General features: G+C 40.6%; 14 protein-coding genes. 13 read left to right on the forward strand and 1 reads right to left on the reverse strand.

All coding sequences use genetic code 11. The annotated features are described in order from the left end of the window. Positions 1–26 precede the first annotated feature (26 nt). Positions 27–1,265 carry an MFS transporter gene (locus tag Q0110_RS14855; protein WP_297908053.1) on the reverse strand — a complete coding sequence of 413 codons (1,239 nt, stop codon included), beginning with the start codon at positions 1,263–1,265 and terminating at the stop codon, positions 27–29. Between the two features lie 278 nt (positions 1,266–1,543). Here Q0110_RS14855 and Q0110_RS14860 point away from each other — a divergent pair, with 278 nt between their 5' ends. The 13 genes from Q0110_RS14860 (at position 1,544) to Q0110_RS14915 (ending at position 20,064) form a co-directional block, all read left to right on the forward strand. Continuing rightward, positions 1,544–3,832 (forward strand): outer membrane beta-barrel protein, encoded by a 2,289-nt coding sequence (locus tag Q0110_RS14860; protein ID WP_297908056.1) that lies wholly within the window; start codon positions 1,544–1,546, stop codon positions 3,830–3,832. Positions 3,833–4,008: 176 nt separating this feature from the next. Further along, a complete protein-coding gene (locus tag Q0110_RS14865; protein ID WP_297908058.1) occupies positions 4,009–5,796 on the forward strand; it encodes a glycoside hydrolase family 15 protein in 1,788 nt (595 codons plus the stop codon). Positions 5,797–6,029: 233 nt separating this feature from the next. Then, positions 6,030–8,117 carry a sodium:proton antiporter gene (locus Q0110_RS14870; RefSeq protein ID WP_297908061.1) on the forward strand — a complete coding sequence of 696 codons (2,088 nt, stop codon included), beginning with the start codon at positions 6,030–6,032 and terminating at the stop codon, positions 8,115–8,117. Positions 8,118–8,737: 620 nt separating this feature from the next. Next, positions 8,738–8,998: a hypothetical protein gene (locus Q0110_RS14875; protein ID WP_297908064.1), complete on the forward strand. Its 261-nt coding sequence runs from the start codon at positions 8,738–8,740 to the stop codon at positions 8,996–8,998. A gap of 661 nt (positions 8,999–9,659) precedes the next feature. Beyond that, positions 9,660–10,142 carry a hypothetical protein gene (locus Q0110_RS14880; protein ID WP_297908068.1) on the forward strand — a complete coding sequence of 161 codons (483 nt, stop codon included), beginning with the start codon at positions 9,660–9,662 and terminating at the stop codon, positions 10,140–10,142. A gap of 314 nt (positions 10,143–10,456) precedes the next feature. Further along, complete coding sequence (locus Q0110_RS18340; protein WP_366139685.1) at positions 10,457–10,537, forward strand: potassium-transporting ATPase subunit F; 81 nt, start codon at positions 10,457–10,459, stop codon at positions 10,535–10,537. A gap of 24 nt (positions 10,538–10,561) precedes the next feature. Further along, entirely contained in the window at positions 10,562–12,271 is a 1,710-nt protein-coding gene (gene kdpA, locus Q0110_RS14885; RefSeq protein WP_297908071.1) for a potassium-transporting ATPase subunit KdpA, read from the forward strand. 16 nt (positions 12,272–12,287) lie between these two features. Then, positions 12,288–14,327 (forward strand): potassium-transporting ATPase subunit KdpB, encoded by a 2,040-nt coding sequence (gene kdpB, locus Q0110_RS14890; protein ID WP_297908074.1) that lies wholly within the window; start codon positions 12,288–12,290, stop codon positions 14,325–14,327. An 83-nt stretch (positions 14,328–14,410) separates the two neighbouring features. Then, positions 14,411–14,989, forward strand: coding sequence for a K(+)-transporting ATPase subunit C (locus Q0110_RS14895; RefSeq protein WP_297908077.1), 579 nt, complete (start codon positions 14,411–14,413; stop codon positions 14,987–14,989). 54 nt (positions 14,990–15,043) lie between these two features. Next, positions 15,044–15,814, forward strand: a complete 771-nt coding sequence (locus Q0110_RS14900) for a TorF family putative porin (protein ID WP_297908081.1) — start codon at positions 15,044–15,046, stop codon at positions 15,812–15,814. A gap of 13 nt (positions 15,815–15,827) precedes the next feature. Continuing rightward, on the forward strand, positions 15,828–16,949 hold the full coding sequence (locus Q0110_RS14905; protein WP_297908084.1) for a sensor protein KdpD: 1,122 nt from the start codon (positions 15,828–15,830) through the stop codon (positions 16,947–16,949). A gap of 19 nt (positions 16,950–16,968) precedes the next feature. Further along, entirely contained in the window at positions 16,969–18,690 is a 1,722-nt protein-coding gene (locus tag Q0110_RS14910; protein WP_297908131.1) for an ATP-binding protein, read from the forward strand. Between the two features lie 27 nt (positions 18,691–18,717). After that, a complete protein-coding gene (locus Q0110_RS14915; protein ID WP_297908086.1) occupies positions 18,718–20,064 on the forward strand; it encodes an aspartate kinase in 1,347 nt (448 codons plus the stop codon). Positions 20,065–20,157 lie beyond the last annotated feature (93 nt).

Genomic DNA, 20,157 nt, shown 5'->3' on the forward strand with positions numbered 1-20,157 from the left:
AATTTTCAATTCCCAATTCCCAATTCTCAATTTCCCTTGAATGCTTTGCAGAAGGTAGTCATAAGTAAGATACAAAGTCCTAACAGGCCGACCACCATATAAGCGTATTTCATATTGAACGCCTGCGAGATCGCCCCGATCAACAATGGCGCGATCAATGAACCGATAAAACTGATACTGGAAAGGATTGTCAAAGCGATACCCACCGGAGTTTTTGACTTAGCGCCTACCAAACTATAGATAGTGGGCACCATACAAGAGATCCCCAAGCCTACCAACATAAAACCCAAAGAATTCACAATCACCTTTACCGTCATCGACTCAAACATACCGCCTAACAAGGCCGAAATAAAGAAACCGGCAAAAATAAAGAAACCCGCCAATTGCAGAACTTTTTGTTTTCCTAAAATACTATATGCGGAATTCGTGAGAAAACGGCCCACTGTCATCATTACCATGAATACCAAGAAACCGATCTGCAAGGATTTAGGAACCTGCAATACCGATTCGAAATAAAGCCCGCTCCAATCAAACATCGCGCTCTCCACCACCAAGGCAAACAAGCCGACGATACCCAACTGGATTAACAGCATTTCCGGCTTACGGATAAAACTTAACAAAGCCGGGGCCTCTTTTTTCTCCGCTTCCTTCTCCTTCTCCGGAGATTCAACCGCAACATCTTCTTGCAAATATTTCCGGCTCACTAAAACAGTCGCCCCAATCAATAAAGCGATCAACGTAAAATGCCAGAACGGAGTAACACCAGATACAATCATGATAAACCCGATCAAGGCTCCCAGGCAAGCCGCAAGACTCCAACCTCCATGAAACGAGGCCATGATCGTACGTCCATAAAGCCGCTCGATACCTATCCCCTGCGTATTCAAGGATATATCACAAAGATTCCAGAACACACCAAAACAAAATAAATAAACACCCAGCAAATAGATATTATGTGCCGTACCGATCGCAAATAAGGCCAAGGCATATCCCAGCACACTGGCCTGCGCCATAATACGACTACCCAATTTCGACACCAGATAACCCGCTAAGGGGATCGCTACAAACTTTCCTACCGGAATTAAAAACAAGACCAATCCCCAATAGAAAGCGTAATTCACCTCAAAAATATCCTTCACATCCGGAATGCGGCTAGCCCAGCTAGAGAAACAAAGACCTTGCGCTAAAAAGAAAGAAAGCATCGCGTATCGGATCCGTTCCTTGGGAAAAGCGCTACCTAATGGAGTACTCATTTTTTCATTCATTATCATTTACTTTTATTGTTACCATCTATCCGTGAAAGAGGTACGAACCTTATTCCTTCGCAAAGCTATCAAATATATCTCAATCCCCTAAGTCCTAAAAGCAGAATTTATTAGTAAGATTCCCTAATAGAGTTCGCTCCTTCACGATCTCGCTATACTAAAAAACGACAAACGATTCAAAATCGTAATAAAAAGATATAATATTAAGACCCTTTATTTGTATAAACTAAATATATTTACGAAATATGCACCGGAATGTTGACAAAATCGAGGATGATATGAAAACCGGGATTATCTTTTTATTATTGTTAGTCACCACATTCATACAAGCACAAGTTATAACAGGTAAAGTTACAGACTCAAATAACCATCCTGTCGAACTAGCGGTCGTGATTATACAAACAAGCGATTCTGTATATGTAAACTCCACTTATACAGATTCTTTAGGAGCTTTTAGCGTCAAGACAAACACAGTACCTTTCCTCTTAACCGTCCAGCACTTGCTGTATGAGACGTATCAAAAATACTATGACTCGCCAGCGATAGACAATATACAACTGAGCGAAAAACACCAAACGCTCTCAGAAGTATCCGTTACCGGAGAACGTCCTCTAGCGAAGGTTACCGATGGAAAAATAGCCTACGATATGCCGTATCTGCTAAAAGACAAGATGGCCGTTAGCGCTTACGAAGCGATCCTAGAACTGCCGGGAGTCCGGGAACAGAAAGGAAAAATCCAACTCGCGGGCACAAATGGGGTCACGGTTATCATCAATGGCAAGACCACCAATATGGGTGAGAGCCAATTGGAGAATTTGCTTAAGAATATGCCCAAGGAACGTATTCAAGAAGCAGAGATAATGTATAGCGCCCCACCTCAATACCATGTACGCGGGGCCGTAATTAACTTGGTCCTTAAAAGCGAGACCTCCGAGATTCCCAAACTACAAGGACAAGTCAACGCCGTATATAGCCAAGGACATTACGCCAATTACCAAGGAGGCGCGACCATCGTTTATAACACACCTAAATATTCTACCGATTTCATGTACTCTTTCGGATACCATCGGGAACGGACGGGAACGGATATATTCTCGCATCACTTATACGATGGTAAGACCTACGAGATCGAACAATTCGACAGAGGATATACCCGGCTCCCGGTTCATACCATACGCCTAGGTAATGATTGGTTCTTAAACGATAAAAATAAACTGAGCTTTGCCTATACCTCAGAGATCCAGCAATGGACCCGTCCTTTTACCGCCTCCGCAGGAACCTATTCGGATTCGGAAAACAGAAAGAAATCCGATAAACCAATACAGATGCATAATCTGGCGCTCGACTATGTTTCCGGGTTCGGCCTCAATGTCGGTATTGATTTCACCGCTTACATCAATCATACGACACAATACTACCAAGAGAAAAAAGCCGGGAAAGAAGATGCCTTTAACGCTAAATCGCAACAAGACATCCGCAGGTTCTCCGTCTATGCAGACCAAAACCATAAATTGGGCAAAGGCTGGACGCTCAACTACGGGACGAAATTCAGTTTCGCCTCAGACAAAAGCTCTCAGGTATACCATTCGCTGCGCGATCATGATTGGTCTACTTCCAATAGCTATAGCAAGCTGGATGAATATGTATATGATTTATATGCCGGCTTTTCCAAAAGCTTCTCCGATAACCTATCCGTCAATGCCTCTTTGACCGGAGAGTATTACAAACATAAGGAAATTGATTATTGGAGCTTATTCCCAATGATGGAAGTCACATACCGGGTTCATCCCAGCCACATCCTGCAACTATCCGTTTCTTCAGACAAGACTTATCCCAGTTATTGGGAGATGCAAAACGCGGTCTCTTATTTGAACGGATATACCGAGATACAAGGTAATCCGGATCTAAGACCGTCCAGGCTTTACTCTACCCAATTGAACTATATCCTAAAAAACAAGTATATTTTCACGCTATACGCCAACTACATAGACAATAACTTCAACCAACTCCCCTACCAAGCCTCCAATAGACTGGTTCTTATTTATAAGACGCTGAATTTTGATTATTCCAGTAAGTTAGGCCTGAATGTTATGCTTCCGTTCAAAGTTGGTTCCATACTTGATTCCAGATTAACGTTAAATGGTTATTATGACAAGATGAAATGTGATAATTACCATGATATAAGTTTTAATAAAGATAACCTGGCATTCTATACCGAATTGAATAATACGTTCAACATCTCATCGAGACCTACCATCAAAGCGGAAATATCCGGTTCTTATATAACCCGTAACATTCAAGGCCCGATGACGATCAGCAGCATGTATAACGTAAATGCCGGCTTGAAATGGATCTCATCCAGCGGCAAAGCGGAGGTCTCCTTGAAAGTGGACGATATGTTCAATTCATGGATACCCGAAGATCTTAATCTCCAATACAAAACACAGGACTTAAACATGCGTATGATCCCAGACTCAAGAAGGGTCACCTTATCTTTTATCTATAAATTCGGAAATTTCAAAGCCAAAGGACATAAGGAGGTCGATAGCTCCCGATTCGGGAAATAAAAGTTTTTCCAGAATGAAAATCTTTTTTCAGAATGAAAATCCGTTTACTATTTCTCCTTCTCATAAACATCTGATTGCCAATATTTACGTAAATATGGCATATGTTTTGCTATATGATACATGATTTCATGTATAAAATTGATCATTGTATCATACGTGCTCAAAAAATAATTCTTATGAATAAATTAAATTACGGAGTAATAGGAAATTGTTGTACGGCAGCATTGGTATCGGATAAGGCTTGCATAGAATGGCTGTGTTTCCCGAACTTTGATTCACCCTCCATATTTGCCGCTCTACTTGACCGGGATAAAGGAGGTCGCTTTGGATTCGACGTATCCGACGACTATCATATATCCCAGTCATACATCCCCCACACCAACATCCTTTCAACCAATTTCATCTCGGAAGAAAATGAGTTCGCGATCGTTGATTTCATGCCTTGTTACCATCTAAGCGAGGCCAATGAGAGTTATCGTCCGGCAGAGATATACCGTTATATCCGTTGGATAAAAGGGAAGCCGCGCTTTAAGGTTAATTATGCCCCGGCCCCGGATTATGCCCGCGGAGAGACGATCTTTAATACCACGACGCAATACATTGAAACTTATTCTACCTCCAACAGTAAAGACAGGCAATATCTTTACTCATCATTGCCTCTATGCGATATCGCGCAACATAAGAAAATAACCTTGACAAAAGATGAGTTTTTCTTATTATCTTACAATGAGAAGGTTATATCCATTGATATTGAACGTGAGAAACTGGAATATTGCCGGACCCTGGTTTATTGGTTGAATTGGACAGACAGGACCAAAAAGTTCACCTTATATAATGATATAATTGAACGCAGCCTACTAGTTCTAAAGATGATGTCCTTTTACAATGGAGCCGTGTTGGCCGCAATTACGACCAGCCTGCCGGAGACGATCGGTGAGGTACGTAACTGGGATTACCGTTTCTGTTGGTTAAGGGATGCCTCTATGTCTATCGAGACCTTATTCAAAATAGGACATGTCGACGCGGCACGGCGTTTTATGAGATTTGTTCAATCAACATTTGTCTCGCAACATGATACCTATCAGATCATGTATGGTATCCGCGGCGAAAGGAAACTGACAGAGGTGATCTTAGATCATCTTTCCGGTTATAAGAATTCTCAGCCTGTCCGGATAGGCAATGACGCGTATCACCAACTTCAAAATGACTCGTTCGGGTACTTGATGGATCTCATCTATCAATATTATCGCCTGATGCCAGGAACATTGGATGAGGTAGAAGACATGTGGGAAATGGTGAAAAGCATCCTGATGACTGTAATTAGCGACTGGAGAAAGCCGGATAAGGGTATTTGGGAAATTAGAGGCGAAGGAAAAAATTTTGTCTCTTCCAAGGTAATGTGCTGGGTAGCCTTAGACCGGGGAGCTCGTATCGCCGATTTACTGAATAAACCCTCCTATCGGCAATATTGGTCGGATGAGGCGGCTCGGATTAAAGAAGATGTCATGAGAAATGGTTGGAAAGAAGATATACAAAGTTTTTCCCAAGCCTATGAGAACTCAGACCTCGACGCATCTTTACTCTTAATGGAACCTTATGGTTTTATCCAAGCGAATGACATACGTTATCGCAAAACGGTAAAAAAGATAAAACAGACCTTACTTTACAAAGGATTAATGTATCGATATAATACCCGCGATGATTTCGGGCATCCCTCTTCCGCTTTCACGATCTGTACCTTTTGGCTGATCCGCGCCCTTTATGTCATCGGGGAAAAAGAGGAAGCTCGTTGTTTATTCGAGGAAATGCTTCATAATTCAAATCATCTAGGTCTTTTTAGTGAAGATATTGATTTCGAGACCAAGGAACAATTAGGGAACTTTCCCCAGGCATATTCTCATTTGGCCTTGGTCAATACGGCGATCTTATTTTCGGAGGAAGATAAGCGCCTGTCTTTTAAATAGCCCTTTTCCATGTATATATCTATATATACACAACAACACCCCTTAAGTAACCAATGCAAAAACAATAATTCTCCGCGTCCCTTTCCGTTTTGAAAAAATTCTTTCCATTATGAAAAGGCAAGTTTATTCTTTTTTCCCCCAGAAAAAGAATAAACCACTTTTTATCAAATGATTAAATCAATAAAAGAATTATTGGTACGCCTATTGCTTGTGTTACGAAAAGTATGTGATATATGGAAACGAATAATTTGTTGGCGCCTTTATTTTTTGTGTTGATAGGATTGATGGCTGGCGCTTTCTTAAAATTCGGGCTGAAAAAAACTCCCCTACCCTATACAGTGGGATTGTTCGCGTTTGGTTTGTTGATAGGTATGTTTGACCGGTTAGGCTGGCTGAATGGCATTCCGCTATTACAATCTACCATAGATTTTGCGGGAAACTCCAATCCGGATATGATCCTTTATATTTTTCTGCCAATATTAATATTTGACGCAGCCTATGAGCTAGACGTTCATGTTTTCCGGAAGACCTTGACAAACGCGACTTTATTGTCTGTTCCCGGTGTCGTTATCGCAATGCTACTGACAGCACTCTTAATGGTCGGGATTAGTAGCTCCGTTCCCTCATATGAGGAATGGAACTGGACTTTCGCCCTCATGTTCGGAGCCTTGATAAGCGCCACAGACCCAGTAGCCGTAGTTGCTTTGCTAAAAGAATTGGGTACCAGTAAGCGTTTCTCGACCCTTGTCGATGCCGAGTCGATGCTGAACGACGGTACCGGGATTGTTCTCTTCATGCTATTCTTCGGGGCCTATAGCACATCCGGCATCTCTGAGTCTCCGGTAACAGATTTTATCATGGTTGTGGCAGGAGGCGCTCTTTTAGGAACCTTTTTCGCCTACTTATGCATCCAATTTATCACGAAAGTGAAAGGAGACGAGATGCTTCAAAACAGTGTCATGATTCTTTCTGCCTACATGACCTTTATCTTAGCGCAAAATTATCTGGAGGTATCCGGCGTGATCGCCTTGGTTGGCTTCGGTCTGACAGTCTCTTACATGGGACGCCCGAGGCTGAAACCTCAAGTCAACCGGTTCATGCGCCAATTCTGGGAATTAGCCGCCCATATAGCGAACACGCTGATATTTATAATTGTAGGTATCGTAATCGCTCTAAAAGTAGATTTCTCATGGACGGATTTATTTATTCTTCTTTGTGTTTACGCAGGAGTGAATCTAATCCGTATCTTGGTCATAACGATATTCTATCCATTCATGAAAAGATGCGGCTATGGCCTGTCTATACGCGAATCCGCTATCCTAAGCTGGGGCGGCTTACGAGGAGCCTTGGGATTAACCATGGCCTTGATGGTGTCTTATACTCTCTCGATACCAGAACCGATACGACGACAAGTTCTTTTCCTCACCGCAGGTATCGTTACCCTGACATTGACAGTGAACGCTACGACGATAGGCTGGTTGCTGAGGAAACTAGGGCTGACCAAAATACCGTCATCCAAGCTTCTCCTTGATTATAGCGTAAAAGAGCAGTTGTATGAAGGGGCCGAAAAATACCTACAGAATCTAAGCGGGAAAGAGGCATTAGCATCTACCGACTGGAATGTCGTCAGAAAATTTCTACCTCAAAAAGAGGCACACCCCGACATTTCAGCTCGCCCTAAAGATGTTATGGCAGATATGCGTCTCCGGATTCTCGACAAGGAACGTTCGCTTTATTGGAACTTATATACAAACGGGGTTATCTCTTCCGGGACATTAAGACGTTTGAACGCTTCGGTCGATGATTTATATGACCAGAATGGGAAGAAGCCCTTATGTGAACGAGGGGATATCTTCGATTTTTGCAAGAGACCTCCGCGAAGCGGTCTAAGCCGTTATTTCCGCTTCCTCGACAAATGGGCCGACTTTTACTTTCAAGACCGGATCATTCTAGGATACGACCTCGCCCGGGGATTAATTATTGCCCAGAAAGAGACACTAAAACTTGTCAACGAGTTTGGAACCTCGGAAACCGTATCTACCGAATACAGAAGTTGCCTACTTCTCCTGCAAGTAGAGATTCGGAAAAACATAACTAAGGCCGCCTCTTTCATAGAGGGGATATCGAATGATTACCCGAATTCTTATAAAGAGGCCGTAACCCGAAAATCTGTTCGTATGCTTCTAAGCAACGAGAAAAAGATGATAGAACAATTCAAGGAACAAGGGCTGATCTCCCAAGAAGATGCCGAACAGATGATAAATGATCTAGGGGAGTATCATAACAAGACCGTCGCTCCTTACTCGTTTCTAAAACAGTGAAATCTGCGTGCGTCTCCGTGAAAGCTTATTGCTTCATAAAATCAAATGAGGAATATGGATCATATCGTAGTAGCAAAAATATTGGATGGAAGTACAGATGATAGCTTTATGCATGAGGGGATCGCCCCATGTACATGCCCGGAATGCCATCTGCCTTTAAAAAAAGTAATCAATCCGGAATATCTAATATCATTAAGAAAAACCGGTGATATCAGATATACAAGAGACCGTTATTGCCTGGTCTCCGAGAATTTCAGGATATTTTGTATACAAAACGAATATCCCGGCCTAATATTCATTCCCTTAGTTTCGTCCGCAGGTTACTACTATTTTGAGTCTCAAAAAATTTACCCGATAAATATGGAACTTCAAGGTATCGAACTCTCTGATCCCTGCCTTACTTGTTGCAGCTATAGAAAGGTAAAGATCGCCTATCCCGTGTATTCGAAAACCAGAGATAACATCCAACATGATTTTATCTGTCAAACAGAAATGGAATTTGGGATTAACGAGAAAAAAAGCCCGCTTATCATCATAGGAGTGGACACCGCAAAAAAAATGATCGATTTCGGATTGAGAGGCTTGTCTTTTCATGACGTTTATAAATAAATTCAAAGACGATGAAAACATGGATCGCTTCGTGCATATGTATTTTATGCTTATATATTATATGGTCAGACACGCCTCGCGAGAATAAGGCATGTAAAAAACTTGACAAGACAGAAGGTTCTCGGCAGGGAACCTCTGATCAAGGACCTCGTACCCGGAAGAAAAGTTTTACCCTGCATCACGACAGTGTTGCCACTGGGATCGCTTCGGATTCTTCAGTGCCACATGGATTGAATGATGAGACCTATTTAAAAAAGGTAAATGGAGAGTAGCCCGAGTACTATCTCAAGCAGAGAGCATACCAAAATGAAAAAAGACTTTCATTTTAATTTACCTTCTTAGCCTATTATCCATGCTCACATTTATTTAATAAACTAGCAATGAGATCATTACATAATCCATGAATAGTTTGGCACGATTTTAGAGATATATTCATCACTATCAGGTTTTCCAAAGGTGATATGATGGAAACCGATACCAAGGAAAACTGATATTAATGAATGAATACTATTAAATAACAAAGAAAAGTAAAATGATATTTTTTATTTACCAATTAGGTGTGGTTGCTTCGATACTAGCAATCAACAATTTATTGAAAAAAGATATCCCCGCGGCTATAAAACAGCGGCTTATCATAGTATTGATAATTACAAGCTGGATTGGGTTCTTCGGCTACTTTTTCATTTTGAAAAACAAGATTGAGAAGTGGTGGAAGTCTCAGAAATATTTAATGGCCCACAAATAAAATATTTGAATATCGTATATCATATCACAACTAAGCTGTTTTTATGTAAACCAAAATCCTTTTGTTTATTCATTTTGTAAATGATTTAAATTGTTTTTTTCTTTTTGGAGCCGTGGGTATTTAATATTCACGGCTCTTTTTCAAAAGAACAGGCATAAACAAGGGTAGGAAACAAAAAGAGAGTCCTTATGAGATCCTTAAACCGTAAAACAATGGTAATAACCATATTATCATTTACCATGTTACTATATATGTATAGTATCCAAGAGATTCATTTTTTTGCCGATGATTATCATGCCAGGTATATTCTAAATGCTTTTACCGGGCTTATACTTTTAATAGGAGTGGCCTATCTGTGTTATCCTCCCCAAAAACCAGGCGATATAGAGAAATTAAGAAGTCTTCCCTCACAAGTCCTCAGAAAATACAAATTGGAATCTGGCGCTGAATCAACAGAACCACAATATTTCATATCCGACAAGGAGGCCTGGAACGTATTAAGGAAGCAGTTGAGAACGATCAGTCTAGGATACGCGGTCTTATACGTCTACGAAAATTGTGAACTAGCCATGATCAATAATAGCACTTCATCCGATGAGAGGCGCATAGATTGCTGGAAACCTGTTTGCATGGGACGGATTTCGGAAGATTTCGAACGTCAAAGACAGTAATAAGCGCTACGGATTGTCCCAAAATGAAAAAAGCTTTTCATTTTGAAAAGGTTCCATTCTTCTTTGAAAAAACCTATTTTGGTATATCTCGCTAAGATACAACAACTTAATTCCATAAGGGCTTTTTTGGTACGACTTTGGCATATAGGAGGGCAGAAAACAGACAAATAGTATTAACAATTAAAAAAGAACAAGTATGGAAGATGCGTTATCATTTTTATTTCTGTGTGCTACCGGCGTAGCATGCTATTACTTTTTTTTCAAGTGTGTGGATTGGTTTGAAAAAATTTAAAGAGAGAAAGGAGATTTAGAGTATGTTTTTAGCACTGTTTATACTCTGCTTAGTGATATTCGGGTACTTAATGTATGTCCTGGTAAAACCCGAGAAGTTTTAATGGTAATTTTTTTTAGGTAAAAAGATGAACACAGAAATTTTAGGTGTAGTAGCGCAAATCGTGCTTTTGATAGTGATCAGCTATCCACTGGGAAAGCACATAGCGAAAGTTTACAAGGAGGGAAACGACTGTATGCGTTTCATGGCTCCTATCGAAAGGTTTATTTACAAGTTCGCAGGTATTAACCCCAATGAGGAGATGGACTGGAAGGCATTCCTTAAGTCTCTTCTTATCATAAACGTATTTTGGTTTTTCTGGGGTATGATCTTGCTGGTGTCACAAGGTTATTTACCATTAAACCCGGATGGGAACCCAGGGCAAAGCCCAGACTTGGCATTTAACACGTGTATCAGCTTCATGGTCAACTGTAACCTACAACATTATAGCGGAGAGAGTGGATTGACTTACTTTACACAACTTTTCGTCATCATGTTGTTTCAGTTCATCACAGCCGCTACAGGTATGGCCGCAATGGCGGGAGTCATGAAGGCTATGGCTGCGAAAACAACAAAGACAATCGGAAACTTTTGGCATTTCTTGGTGATCAGTTGTACTCGTATCCTTTTCCCGATGTCATTAATCGTCGGTTTTATATTAATCCTAGAGGGAACTCCTATGGGATTCGACTCAAAAATGACAATCCCGACTTTGGAAGGAGCCGAACAAACCGTATCCCAAGGTCCTACAGCAGCGATCGTGCCTATTAAACAACTAGGTACAAATGGTGGTGGTTATTTTGGAGTAAACTCTTCACACCCGTTAGAGAATCCGACTTATCTAACAAATATGTTAGAATGTTGGTCCATCCTGATTATCCCGATGGCTATGGTTTTCGCTCTGGGATTCTACCTAAAAAGAAAGAAATTAGGTTACACTATTTACGGGGTGATGCTTTTCGCTTATCTCTGTGGCGTAATATGCAATGTCCATTATGAAATGGCAGGTAATCCCAACATCGACAAGATGGGTATCGACCAATCTTGCGGAGCAATGGAAGGAAAGGAAACCCGTTTAGGCGCAGCCGCAACCGCTTTATGGTCTGTAACAACAACCGTAACATCCAATGGATCCGTAAATGGTTCGCATGACAGTACGATGCCGCTTACAGGAATGATCGAGATGTTGAACATGCAGATCAATACTTGGTTCGGAGGTGTAGGCGTAGGTTTCTTAAATTATTACGCATTCTTGATCATTGCCGTATTCATCAGTGGATTGATGGTCGGCCGTACTCCCGAGTTCTTAGGGAAAAAGGTAGAGGCACGAGAAATGAAGATCGCGACGATCGTAGCATTGGCCCACCCGTTCGTTATATTGATTTTCACGGCGATCTCCAGCTATGTCTATGTATATCATCCTAATTTCGTTGAAAGTGAGGGAGGATGGTTGAATAACCCAGGTTTCCATGGCTTCAGCGAGATGCTATATGAGTATACGTCATCATCCGCAAATAACGGTTCCGGTTTCGAAGGCTTAGGAGATAATACTTATTTCTGGAATTACACATGTGGTTTGGCTTTAATTATCTCACGCTATTTGCCGATTGTAGGCCAAGTCGCTATAGCCGGCCTTTTAGCCAAGAAGAAATTCATCCCGGAAAGCGCAGGTACATTAAAGACAGATACCGTGACATTCGGTGTTATGACATTCTGTGTAATCATGATTGTAGCAGCCTTGTCATTCTTCCCTGCGTTAACATTAGGCCCGATCGCCGAATATTTTAGCATTTACTAATTGACAGATTAAGAAGATGAGAAATAGCAAAGCCGCTTCTTTATTTCCAAAGGAGCTTGTCATAGAAAGTTTAAAACAATCATTCGTTAAGTTGAATCCGCGGATGATGTTCCGTAATCCGATTATGTTTATCGTGGAGGTCGTAACATTTGTCATGTTACTTGTCACAATCTGGAGCGCTGTTTCAGGAGATACCTCACAAGGTTCATTCGGATATAATACCTTGGTATTCATTATTCTGTTAGTGACTATCCTTTTCGCTAACTTCGCAGAAGCGATCGCCGAAGCTCGCGGTAAAGCTCAGGCAGACAGTTTGCGTAAAACACGTGAGGAAACCCCGGCAAAATTATGTATAGGTAACAAAATTGAAACCGTAAGTTCCTCACAATTAAAGAAAGGGGATATATTCATTTGCGAGGCTGGAGATACGATCCCCTCAGACGGAGAGATCATTGAAGGTCTGGCATCTATTGATGAAAGCGCAATCACCGGAGAGTCCGCACCGGTTATTCGCGAGGCCGGAGGTGATAAAAGTTCCGTAACCGGAGGTACCAAAGTGTTGTCCGACCAAATCAAGGTTAAGGTCACGACCCAACCGGGCGAAAGCTTCCTTGACAAGATGATTGCTTTGGTGGAAGGCGCTTCTCGCCAGAAGACTCCCAACGAGATCGCTTTAACGATCCTATTGGCAGGTTTCACGCTGGTCTTCGTTGTTGTCTGCGGAACGTTGAAACCGTTCGCTGATTATTCCAATACAGCGATTACGATCGCAGCCTTTATCTCTTTGTTCGTTTGTTTGATCCCGACGACCATCGGTGGTTTGTTATCGGCTATCGGTATCGCCGGTATGGACCGCGCATTACGTGCAAACGTGATCACCAAATCCGGTAAGGCCGTAGAAACAGCAGGAGACATCGATACGCTTTTGCTGGATAAGACCGGAACAATCACCATTGGAAATCGTAAGGCTACACAATTCTATCCGGCAAAAGGAATCGACGAGCAATCTTTTGTAAAGGCTTGTCTGATGGCTTCCTTATCTGACGATACTCCGGAGGGAAAATCAATCGTGGAGCTTGGACGCGAAAAAGGTATACGTGTACACGATTTGAATACATCCGGTTCTAAAATGATCAAGTTCACGGCTGAGACAAAATGCTCAGGAGTGGATCTGCCAGGAGGAACACGCATCCGTAAAGGTGCTTTCGACGCAATCCGCAAGATGAGTGAAGCCGCCGGAAACAAATACCCGAAAGAGGTAGCTGATTTGGTTGAGAAGATCACGAGCAACGGAGGTACTCCGCTGGTTGTTTCCCAAGATGATTATATCATCGGTGTGATCGAGCTTCAGGATATTATCAAACCGGGTATCCAAGAGCGTTTCGAGCGTCTGCGCAAAATGGGTGTAAAGACCGTGATGGTTACCGGAGATAATCCTTTGACCGCAAAATATATCGCGGAAAAAGCCGGAGTAGACGATTATATCGCCGAGGCTAAGCCGGAAGACAAGATGAACTATATCAAAAAAGAGCAAGAAGGCGGAAAGCTAGTTGCCATGATGGGAGATGGAACCAATGACGCTCCTGCTTTGGCTCAAGCAAACGTTGGTGTAGCAATGAACAGTGGTACCCAGGCGGCCAAAGAAGCTGGTAATATGGTGGATTTGGATAACGACCCGACCAAGCTGATCGAAATCGTTGAGATCGGTAAGCAATTACTGATGACTCGTGGTACCTTGACCACATTCAGTATCGCCAACGATGTCGCAAAATACTTCGCGATCGTACCAGCCCTGTTCATGGTTACGATTCCAGCTTTAGCCCCACTGAATATCATGCATTTGCATAGTCCGGAATCTGCGATTTTGAGCGCTATCATTTTTAACGCTATTATTATCCCGATCTTGATCCCGCTTGCATTGCGTGGTGTGGCATACAAGCCGATCGGTGCTTCGGCCTTGCTTCGTCGGAATCTATTGATCTATGGCGTAGGTGGTATCATCGCTCCTTTTGTGGGTATCAAATTGATTGATATGATCGTAAGCTTATTCATGTAATTTTAATTCAAAACAGACCTCCCTTTCTGTAAATTATCCGGAAGGAAAGGGAGGTCCGAAAAAAAATAAAACAGTAAATCATTATGATATCAAATCTTTTCAAATCATTAAGACTGACAATCGCATTTTGTTTGTTCTTTAGTATCTTTTACATATTTGTTCTGTGGGTATTCGGACAGATTGCCGGTCCCAACAGCGGAAATGCCGAGTTGGTAGAATTAAACGGAAAAATTGTCGGCGCGGCAAATGTCGGCCAAAATTTCACGAAAGATATTTATTTCTGGGGACGTCCTTCCCATGCAGGTGATGGTTACGATGCTTCTAGTTCCGGCGGTAGTAACAAAGGACCTTCCAATGAAGAACATCTGGCTCTTTTAGAAGAACGTATCGACACATTCTTGGTTCATCATCCTTATATGAAACGTGAGGATGTTCCGGCTGAGTTTGTAACCGCTAGTTTTTCCGGACTGGATCCTCATATTTCCCCGAAAGCCGCATACGCTCAAGCAAAACGTGTAGCAGAAGCTCGCGGCTGGTCTGAGGAAAAAGTAATAGCTATTGTTAATTCTAACGTAGAAAAGCCTTTACTCGGATTATTCGGGACGGAAAAAGTCAATGTCCTAAAATTAAACGTAGCGCTTGACAAAGCGACTACAAATTAAACAACAAACATTCAGTAATATTTTAAGGTACAAAGTAAATTTTTTTGATTAAGTATGAAATCTTTATATAAAAAAATAGTCGCATTAGTGGTTGTGTTTTCAATGGCGTCATCTACGATGGTCAAGGCTCAAGATGATGATAAATCTTTGAAATTTAATGTATCCGCAGATTTGGTAAGCTCCTATATTTGGCGTGGTATGTATCAAACCGGAGTCAGTATACAACCGACATTCGGACTTAGTATAGGTGGTTTTTCCTTCACGGCATGGGGATCTACCGATTTTGACGGAAACTTATCAACTGTCGATGAAAACGGTATCGCCAGAGCTTCCAAGGAAATTGACCTGACCGCTGCTTATACTTTCGGGAATTCAGGTCTGACTGTCTCTATCGCTGATCTGTGGTGGCCAGGACAAAATTCCGGAAAGTATTTTAATTTCCAAAGTCATGAAACAGACCATCATTTTGAGGCAGGTCTAGCCTATACTCTACCGGTAGAAAAATTTCCATTATCCATAGCTTGGTATACCATGTTCGCTGGAATGGATAAAAAAGAGAATGGTAAACAAAACTATTCATCTTATATGGAATTAAGTTTCCCCTTTTCCGTTAAAATGGTAAACTTGACGGCTATTTGCGGTATTGTTCCTTATAAGGCATTACAATATAATACAAATGGTTTTGCTGTGACAAATGTCGCGTTGAAAGGTTCTACAGATATTAAGATCACAGATTCTTTCTCATTACCTATCTTCGCTCAAGCAATTTGGAATCCCCGCATGGAGGATGCACATCTTGTTTTTGGATTCACTTTAAGACCTTGATAATATAGTTCTTATGGACCGAGAACAAAGCGTACAACATTTTTTGGATTTATTGAAAAAATCTCGTCGCGGTAATTTCAAAATCTACATCGGCATGATTGCCGGTGTAGGTAAATCATACCGGATGTTATCTGAAGCTCATCAATTACTGGATAGTGGGATTGATGTGAAAATTGGTTACATAGAAACCCACGGACGAGTAGAGACAGAAGCATTGGTGGATGGGCTTCCTATCATTCCGCGACGCAAAATCTTTTATAAAGGGAAAGAAATTGAGGAAATGGACTTACAGGCGATTCTCAGTATTCACCCTGAAGTTGTTATCGTTGATGAATTGGCCCATACCAATATTGAAGGAAGCAAAAACCTAAAACGATGGCAAGATGTCATGGATATCCTAGACGCTGGCATCAGTGTGATTACAGCGGTGAATATTCAGCACTTAGAAGGTTTGAATGAGATGGTGCAGGACGTTGTCGGTATAGAGATAAAAGAACGAATCCCTGACATCGTTTTAGAACAAGCAGATGAGGTTGTCAATATAGACCTTACAGCAGATGAATTACTTGCCCGGCTAAAAGCAGGAAAAATATATAAACCAGAGAAAATACAAACCGCATTAAATAATTTCTTCAAAGCGGAGCATATTCTTCAATTAAGAGAACTTGCGTTGAAAGAAGTCGCTCTACGAGTTGAGAAAAAAGTTGAGAATACCATTCCGGATAATCTTGGAGTACGCCATGAAAAATTTATGGCTTGCATAAGTAGCAACGAGAAGACTCCGCGAAAAATCATACGTAAAGTCGCTCGACTGGCTACTCGATATAATTCCAAATTTTACGTATTATATGTCCAAACACCTAGGGAAAGCACGGATCGGATTCCGTTGGCAAACCAGAGGTATTTGTTGAACCATTTTAAGCTGGCGACAGAATTAGGGGGAGAGGTTATTCAAATACAGTCTTCGCATGTGACAAGCGCTATCATACAAGTTTGTAAAGAGAAACAAATAAGTACTTTGTGCATCGGACGCCCTACCTTAAAATTCCCTTCAGGTTTTGCGGCCATGTTCAGGTACAGGGAGATGTTAGAAGAACTGGCTAACTTAAGTATTGATTTAGTAATATTAGCATAAAAATAATCCGTTCATGAATTTGAATATGAATATACGAACAAAACTTACTTATGGCATAGGTTTTTTATTTGTCATGATTGTATTGTTAGGCGGGTTGGCCATAAAGAATATAAATGATATATCCTTTGACACCCAAAATATTTTAGCAGACAATTATAATTCTCTGCTTTACTCCCGCCGGATGCTTGAATCTTTAGAAATCATCAAAGATAATCCGGAAGCAAAGAAAGAATTTGAGGCCAGCTTAGGGAAACAACAAGAAAATATTACGGAATTCAATGAGGATGTGCTAACCAGCAATTTGAATTCTTGCTATGAAAATATGTTGAAGCAAAACATGGACGACGAGTCGATCCGGCAAACACGTAAAGCTATTTATTCCATTATGGGGGCTAATATGTCTGCCATTTACGACAAAAATAAAGTAGCGATACACACGGCCGAAGATTCCTTGCTATGGATATGGATAGTCGGTATTATTTGCATCGCGATCGCATTTCTCTTTTTAATCCGTCTGCCTTATTCCGTTAATATCCAAATCAAGAAACTGACCGACGGCATTAAGGAGATAACAAAAGCCAATTACAGCAAAAGGTTGGATTTAGGGAATGAACCAGAGTTTAAAGAAACGGCAATACTTTTTAACGAGATGGCCGAACGGCTAGCTGAGTATAGAAATAGCTCTTTAGAAAATATATTGCAAGGGAAAAAATATATTGAAACCCTTATAAATAGTATAGCCGAACCCATAATAGGGCTGGATAAGGAACGTAAAATATTGTTTGTCAACGATGAGGCATTAACTGTATTAAATATCTCGAGAGAAAATATAATAGATAAGCCCGCTCCGGAGCTGGCCTTAAAAAATGATTTACTTCGGAGATTAATTCGCCAATTAGTACATCCGAACGAGAATAAGGATCCCCTGAAAATATACGCGGATAACAAAGAAAGTTATTTTCAGGTAAAATACATTCCTATAAACGTAAATAAACAGAATGGATTGGAAAGTAAATATGTAGGCGATGTGATTCTTCTGAAAAACGTCACAGAATTCAAAGAACGAGATATCGCGAAAACAACTTTTATATCAACGATTTCTCATGAACTAAAGACTCCGATTTCCGCAATAATGATGAGTCTTAAATTATTAGAAGATAAAAATATTGGAGAGTTAAATCCGGAACAAGAGACTCTTTCCCAGAAAATAAAGGAAAATAGTGACCGTCTTTTGGAAATAACCGGCGAATTATTAAAAATGTCTCAGGTAGAAAGCGGTAAATTATATCTTAATCCTAAGATAACAAAGCCTATTGAACTTATAAATTATGCGATTAAAGCAAATAGAGTACAAGCAGAACGGTTCAATTGCCAGATAGAGGTAGAATATCCGGAAAAAATAGCAAAACTATTTGTCGACAGCGAGAAAATCGCATGGGTTGTGACAAATTTGTTATCTAACGCAATTCGTTACTCATCCGAGAATGGAAGGGTTATTATCGGAGCTCGCCAAGATAGTAATGCTATAGAGATATATGTTAAAGATTTCGGAAAAGGTATCGACCCCCGTTATCATGAAAGTATCTTTGATCATTATTTCCGTGTTCCCGGCACAAAAATGCAGGGAAGCGGATTAGGACTTGCCATAAGCAAAGATTTTGTGGAAGCTCATGGTGGAACAATTCATATAGAGAGTGAACTTGGTAAAGGCAGTACATTTGTCATTCGGTTTAATATATAAAAGAGAACTCAAAAATCAGATAATCTTATGAAAGTATTAAAATTTGGTGGCACCTCTGTTGGCTCTGCCCAAAGAATTAAAAATGTCGCATCTATTATTTCTGATAGAGAAGAGAAGATAGTCGTGTTGTCGGCCATGTCTGGAACAACAAATTCCTTAATAGAAATATCTGAATGTTTCCGTAAGAAAAATCCAGAGAAAGCAAATACAATTCTTACATCGTTGGAACAATCTTACGTCAACCATATAGAAGAATTGTATAAAAGTGATTTCTATAAAGAGAAAGCCATGCAATACACACTTGAAAGATTCCAGTATGTATGGTCTTTCTCCAATATGCCTTTTAGTGTTTTCGATGAGAAAGAAATCTTGGCGCAAGGAGAGCTGATATCGACTTTTTTAATGACATGCTATTTGGAAGAGCAAGGTATTAAAGCCGTCTTGTTACCCGCTTTGAATTTTATGCGGATAACAACAGATAATGAGCCGGATATGGAATATATTAGCAGTCACTTAAAAAAACTCTTGTCTCAATACAAAGACACGAATCTATATATAACACAAGGCTTTATTTGCAGAAATGCTTATGGTAGCGTTGATAACCTGGAAAGAGGAGGTAGCGATTATACCGCATCTCTTATCGGGGCTGCCATAAAAGCCGAGGAAATACAGATATGGACAGATATCGATGGAATGCACAACAATGATCCGAGATTTGTTGACGACACCGCTCCTGTAAGACAACTGAATTTTGACGAAGCCGCAAAGCTGGCTCACTTTGGGGCTAAGATATTGCATCCTACTTGTATTTTACCCGCAAAGGAAAACAATATACCTGTCAGATTATTAAATGCCTTACAACCTAGCGCCTCTGGTACTCTGATCTCGAACACAGCAGAAAAGGGAGCTATAAAGGCCGTAGCCGCAAAAGACGGGATCACATATATTAAAATAAAATCCCTTCACACTATACCTACTCCTCACTTTCTGAGTATTGTGTTTGACACTTTTTATAATTATAATACTCCAGTAGACATGGTTACAACTTCCGATATCGGGGTATCCGTGACGATTGACAACGATAAACATATTGATGAAATCGTAAATGAATTAAAACAATACGCAACTATCGTTGTTGAGAAAAATATGGTTATCATTTGTGTTGTCGGAGATTTAGAATGGCAAAATGTAGGTTTTGAAGCACGTATTATAAATGCGCTGAAAGATATCCCTGTAAGAATGATTTCTTATGGCGGTAGTAATAGTAATGTTTCACTTGTTATGAAAAAAGAAGATAAGGTACATGCCTTGAAAGCACTTAGTGAACATTTATTTTCCGTTTCAACAAAAAACAGGTTATCTTCCGTATCCTAAAGATAATTAAGATTAATAATGAATACAATTTGTTTTTTGATTTGTTTTAGAGTTGGATATAAAGTGATTCTCTATTCAGGGAATCACTTTATT

Source organism: uncultured Parabacteroides sp. (assembly GCF_947855115.1).
Classification (GTDB): Bacteria; Bacteroidota; Bacteroidia; order Bacteroidales; family Tannerellaceae; genus Parabacteroides.

What these genes read in the sequence shown, in the direction of transcription:
- Q0110_RS14855 (WP_297908053.1), bottom strand. Translation starts at nt 1,265, where the DNA reads ATGAATGAAAAAATGAGTACTCCATTAGGTAGCGCTTTTCCCAAGGAA.
- Q0110_RS14860 (WP_297908056.1), top strand. Translation starts at nt 1,544, where the DNA reads ATGAAAACCGGGATTATCTTTTTATTATTGTTAGTCACCACATTCATA.
- Q0110_RS14865 (WP_297908058.1), top strand. Translation starts at nt 4,009, where the DNA reads ATGAATAAATTAAATTACGGAGTAATAGGAAATTGTTGTACGGCAGCA.
- Q0110_RS14870 (WP_297908061.1), top strand. Translation starts at nt 6,030, where the DNA reads ATGGAAACGAATAATTTGTTGGCGCCTTTATTTTTTGTGTTGATAGGA.
- Q0110_RS14875 (WP_297908064.1), top strand. Translation starts at nt 8,738, where the DNA reads ATGAAAACATGGATCGCTTCGTGCATATGTATTTTATGCTTATATATT.
- Q0110_RS14880 (WP_297908068.1), top strand. Translation starts at nt 9,660, where the DNA reads ATGAGATCCTTAAACCGTAAAACAATGGTAATAACCATATTATCATTT.
- Q0110_RS18340 (WP_366139685.1), top strand. Translation starts at nt 10,457, where the DNA reads ATGTTTTTAGCACTGTTTATACTCTGCTTAGTGATATTCGGGTACTTA.
- kdpA (WP_297908071.1), top strand. Translation starts at nt 10,562, where the DNA reads ATGAACACAGAAATTTTAGGTGTAGTAGCGCAAATCGTGCTTTTGATA.
- kdpB (WP_297908074.1), top strand. Translation starts at nt 12,288, where the DNA reads ATGAGAAATAGCAAAGCCGCTTCTTTATTTCCAAAGGAGCTTGTCATA.
- Q0110_RS14895 (WP_297908077.1), top strand. Translation starts at nt 14,411, where the DNA reads ATGATATCAAATCTTTTCAAATCATTAAGACTGACAATCGCATTTTGT.
- Q0110_RS14900 (WP_297908081.1), top strand. Translation starts at nt 15,044, where the DNA reads ATGAAATCTTTATATAAAAAAATAGTCGCATTAGTGGTTGTGTTTTCA.
- Q0110_RS14905 (WP_297908084.1), top strand. Translation starts at nt 15,828, where the DNA reads ATGGACCGAGAACAAAGCGTACAACATTTTTTGGATTTATTGAAAAAA.
- Q0110_RS14915 (WP_297908086.1), top strand. Translation starts at nt 18,718, where the DNA reads ATGAAAGTATTAAAATTTGGTGGCACCTCTGTTGGCTCTGCCCAAAGA.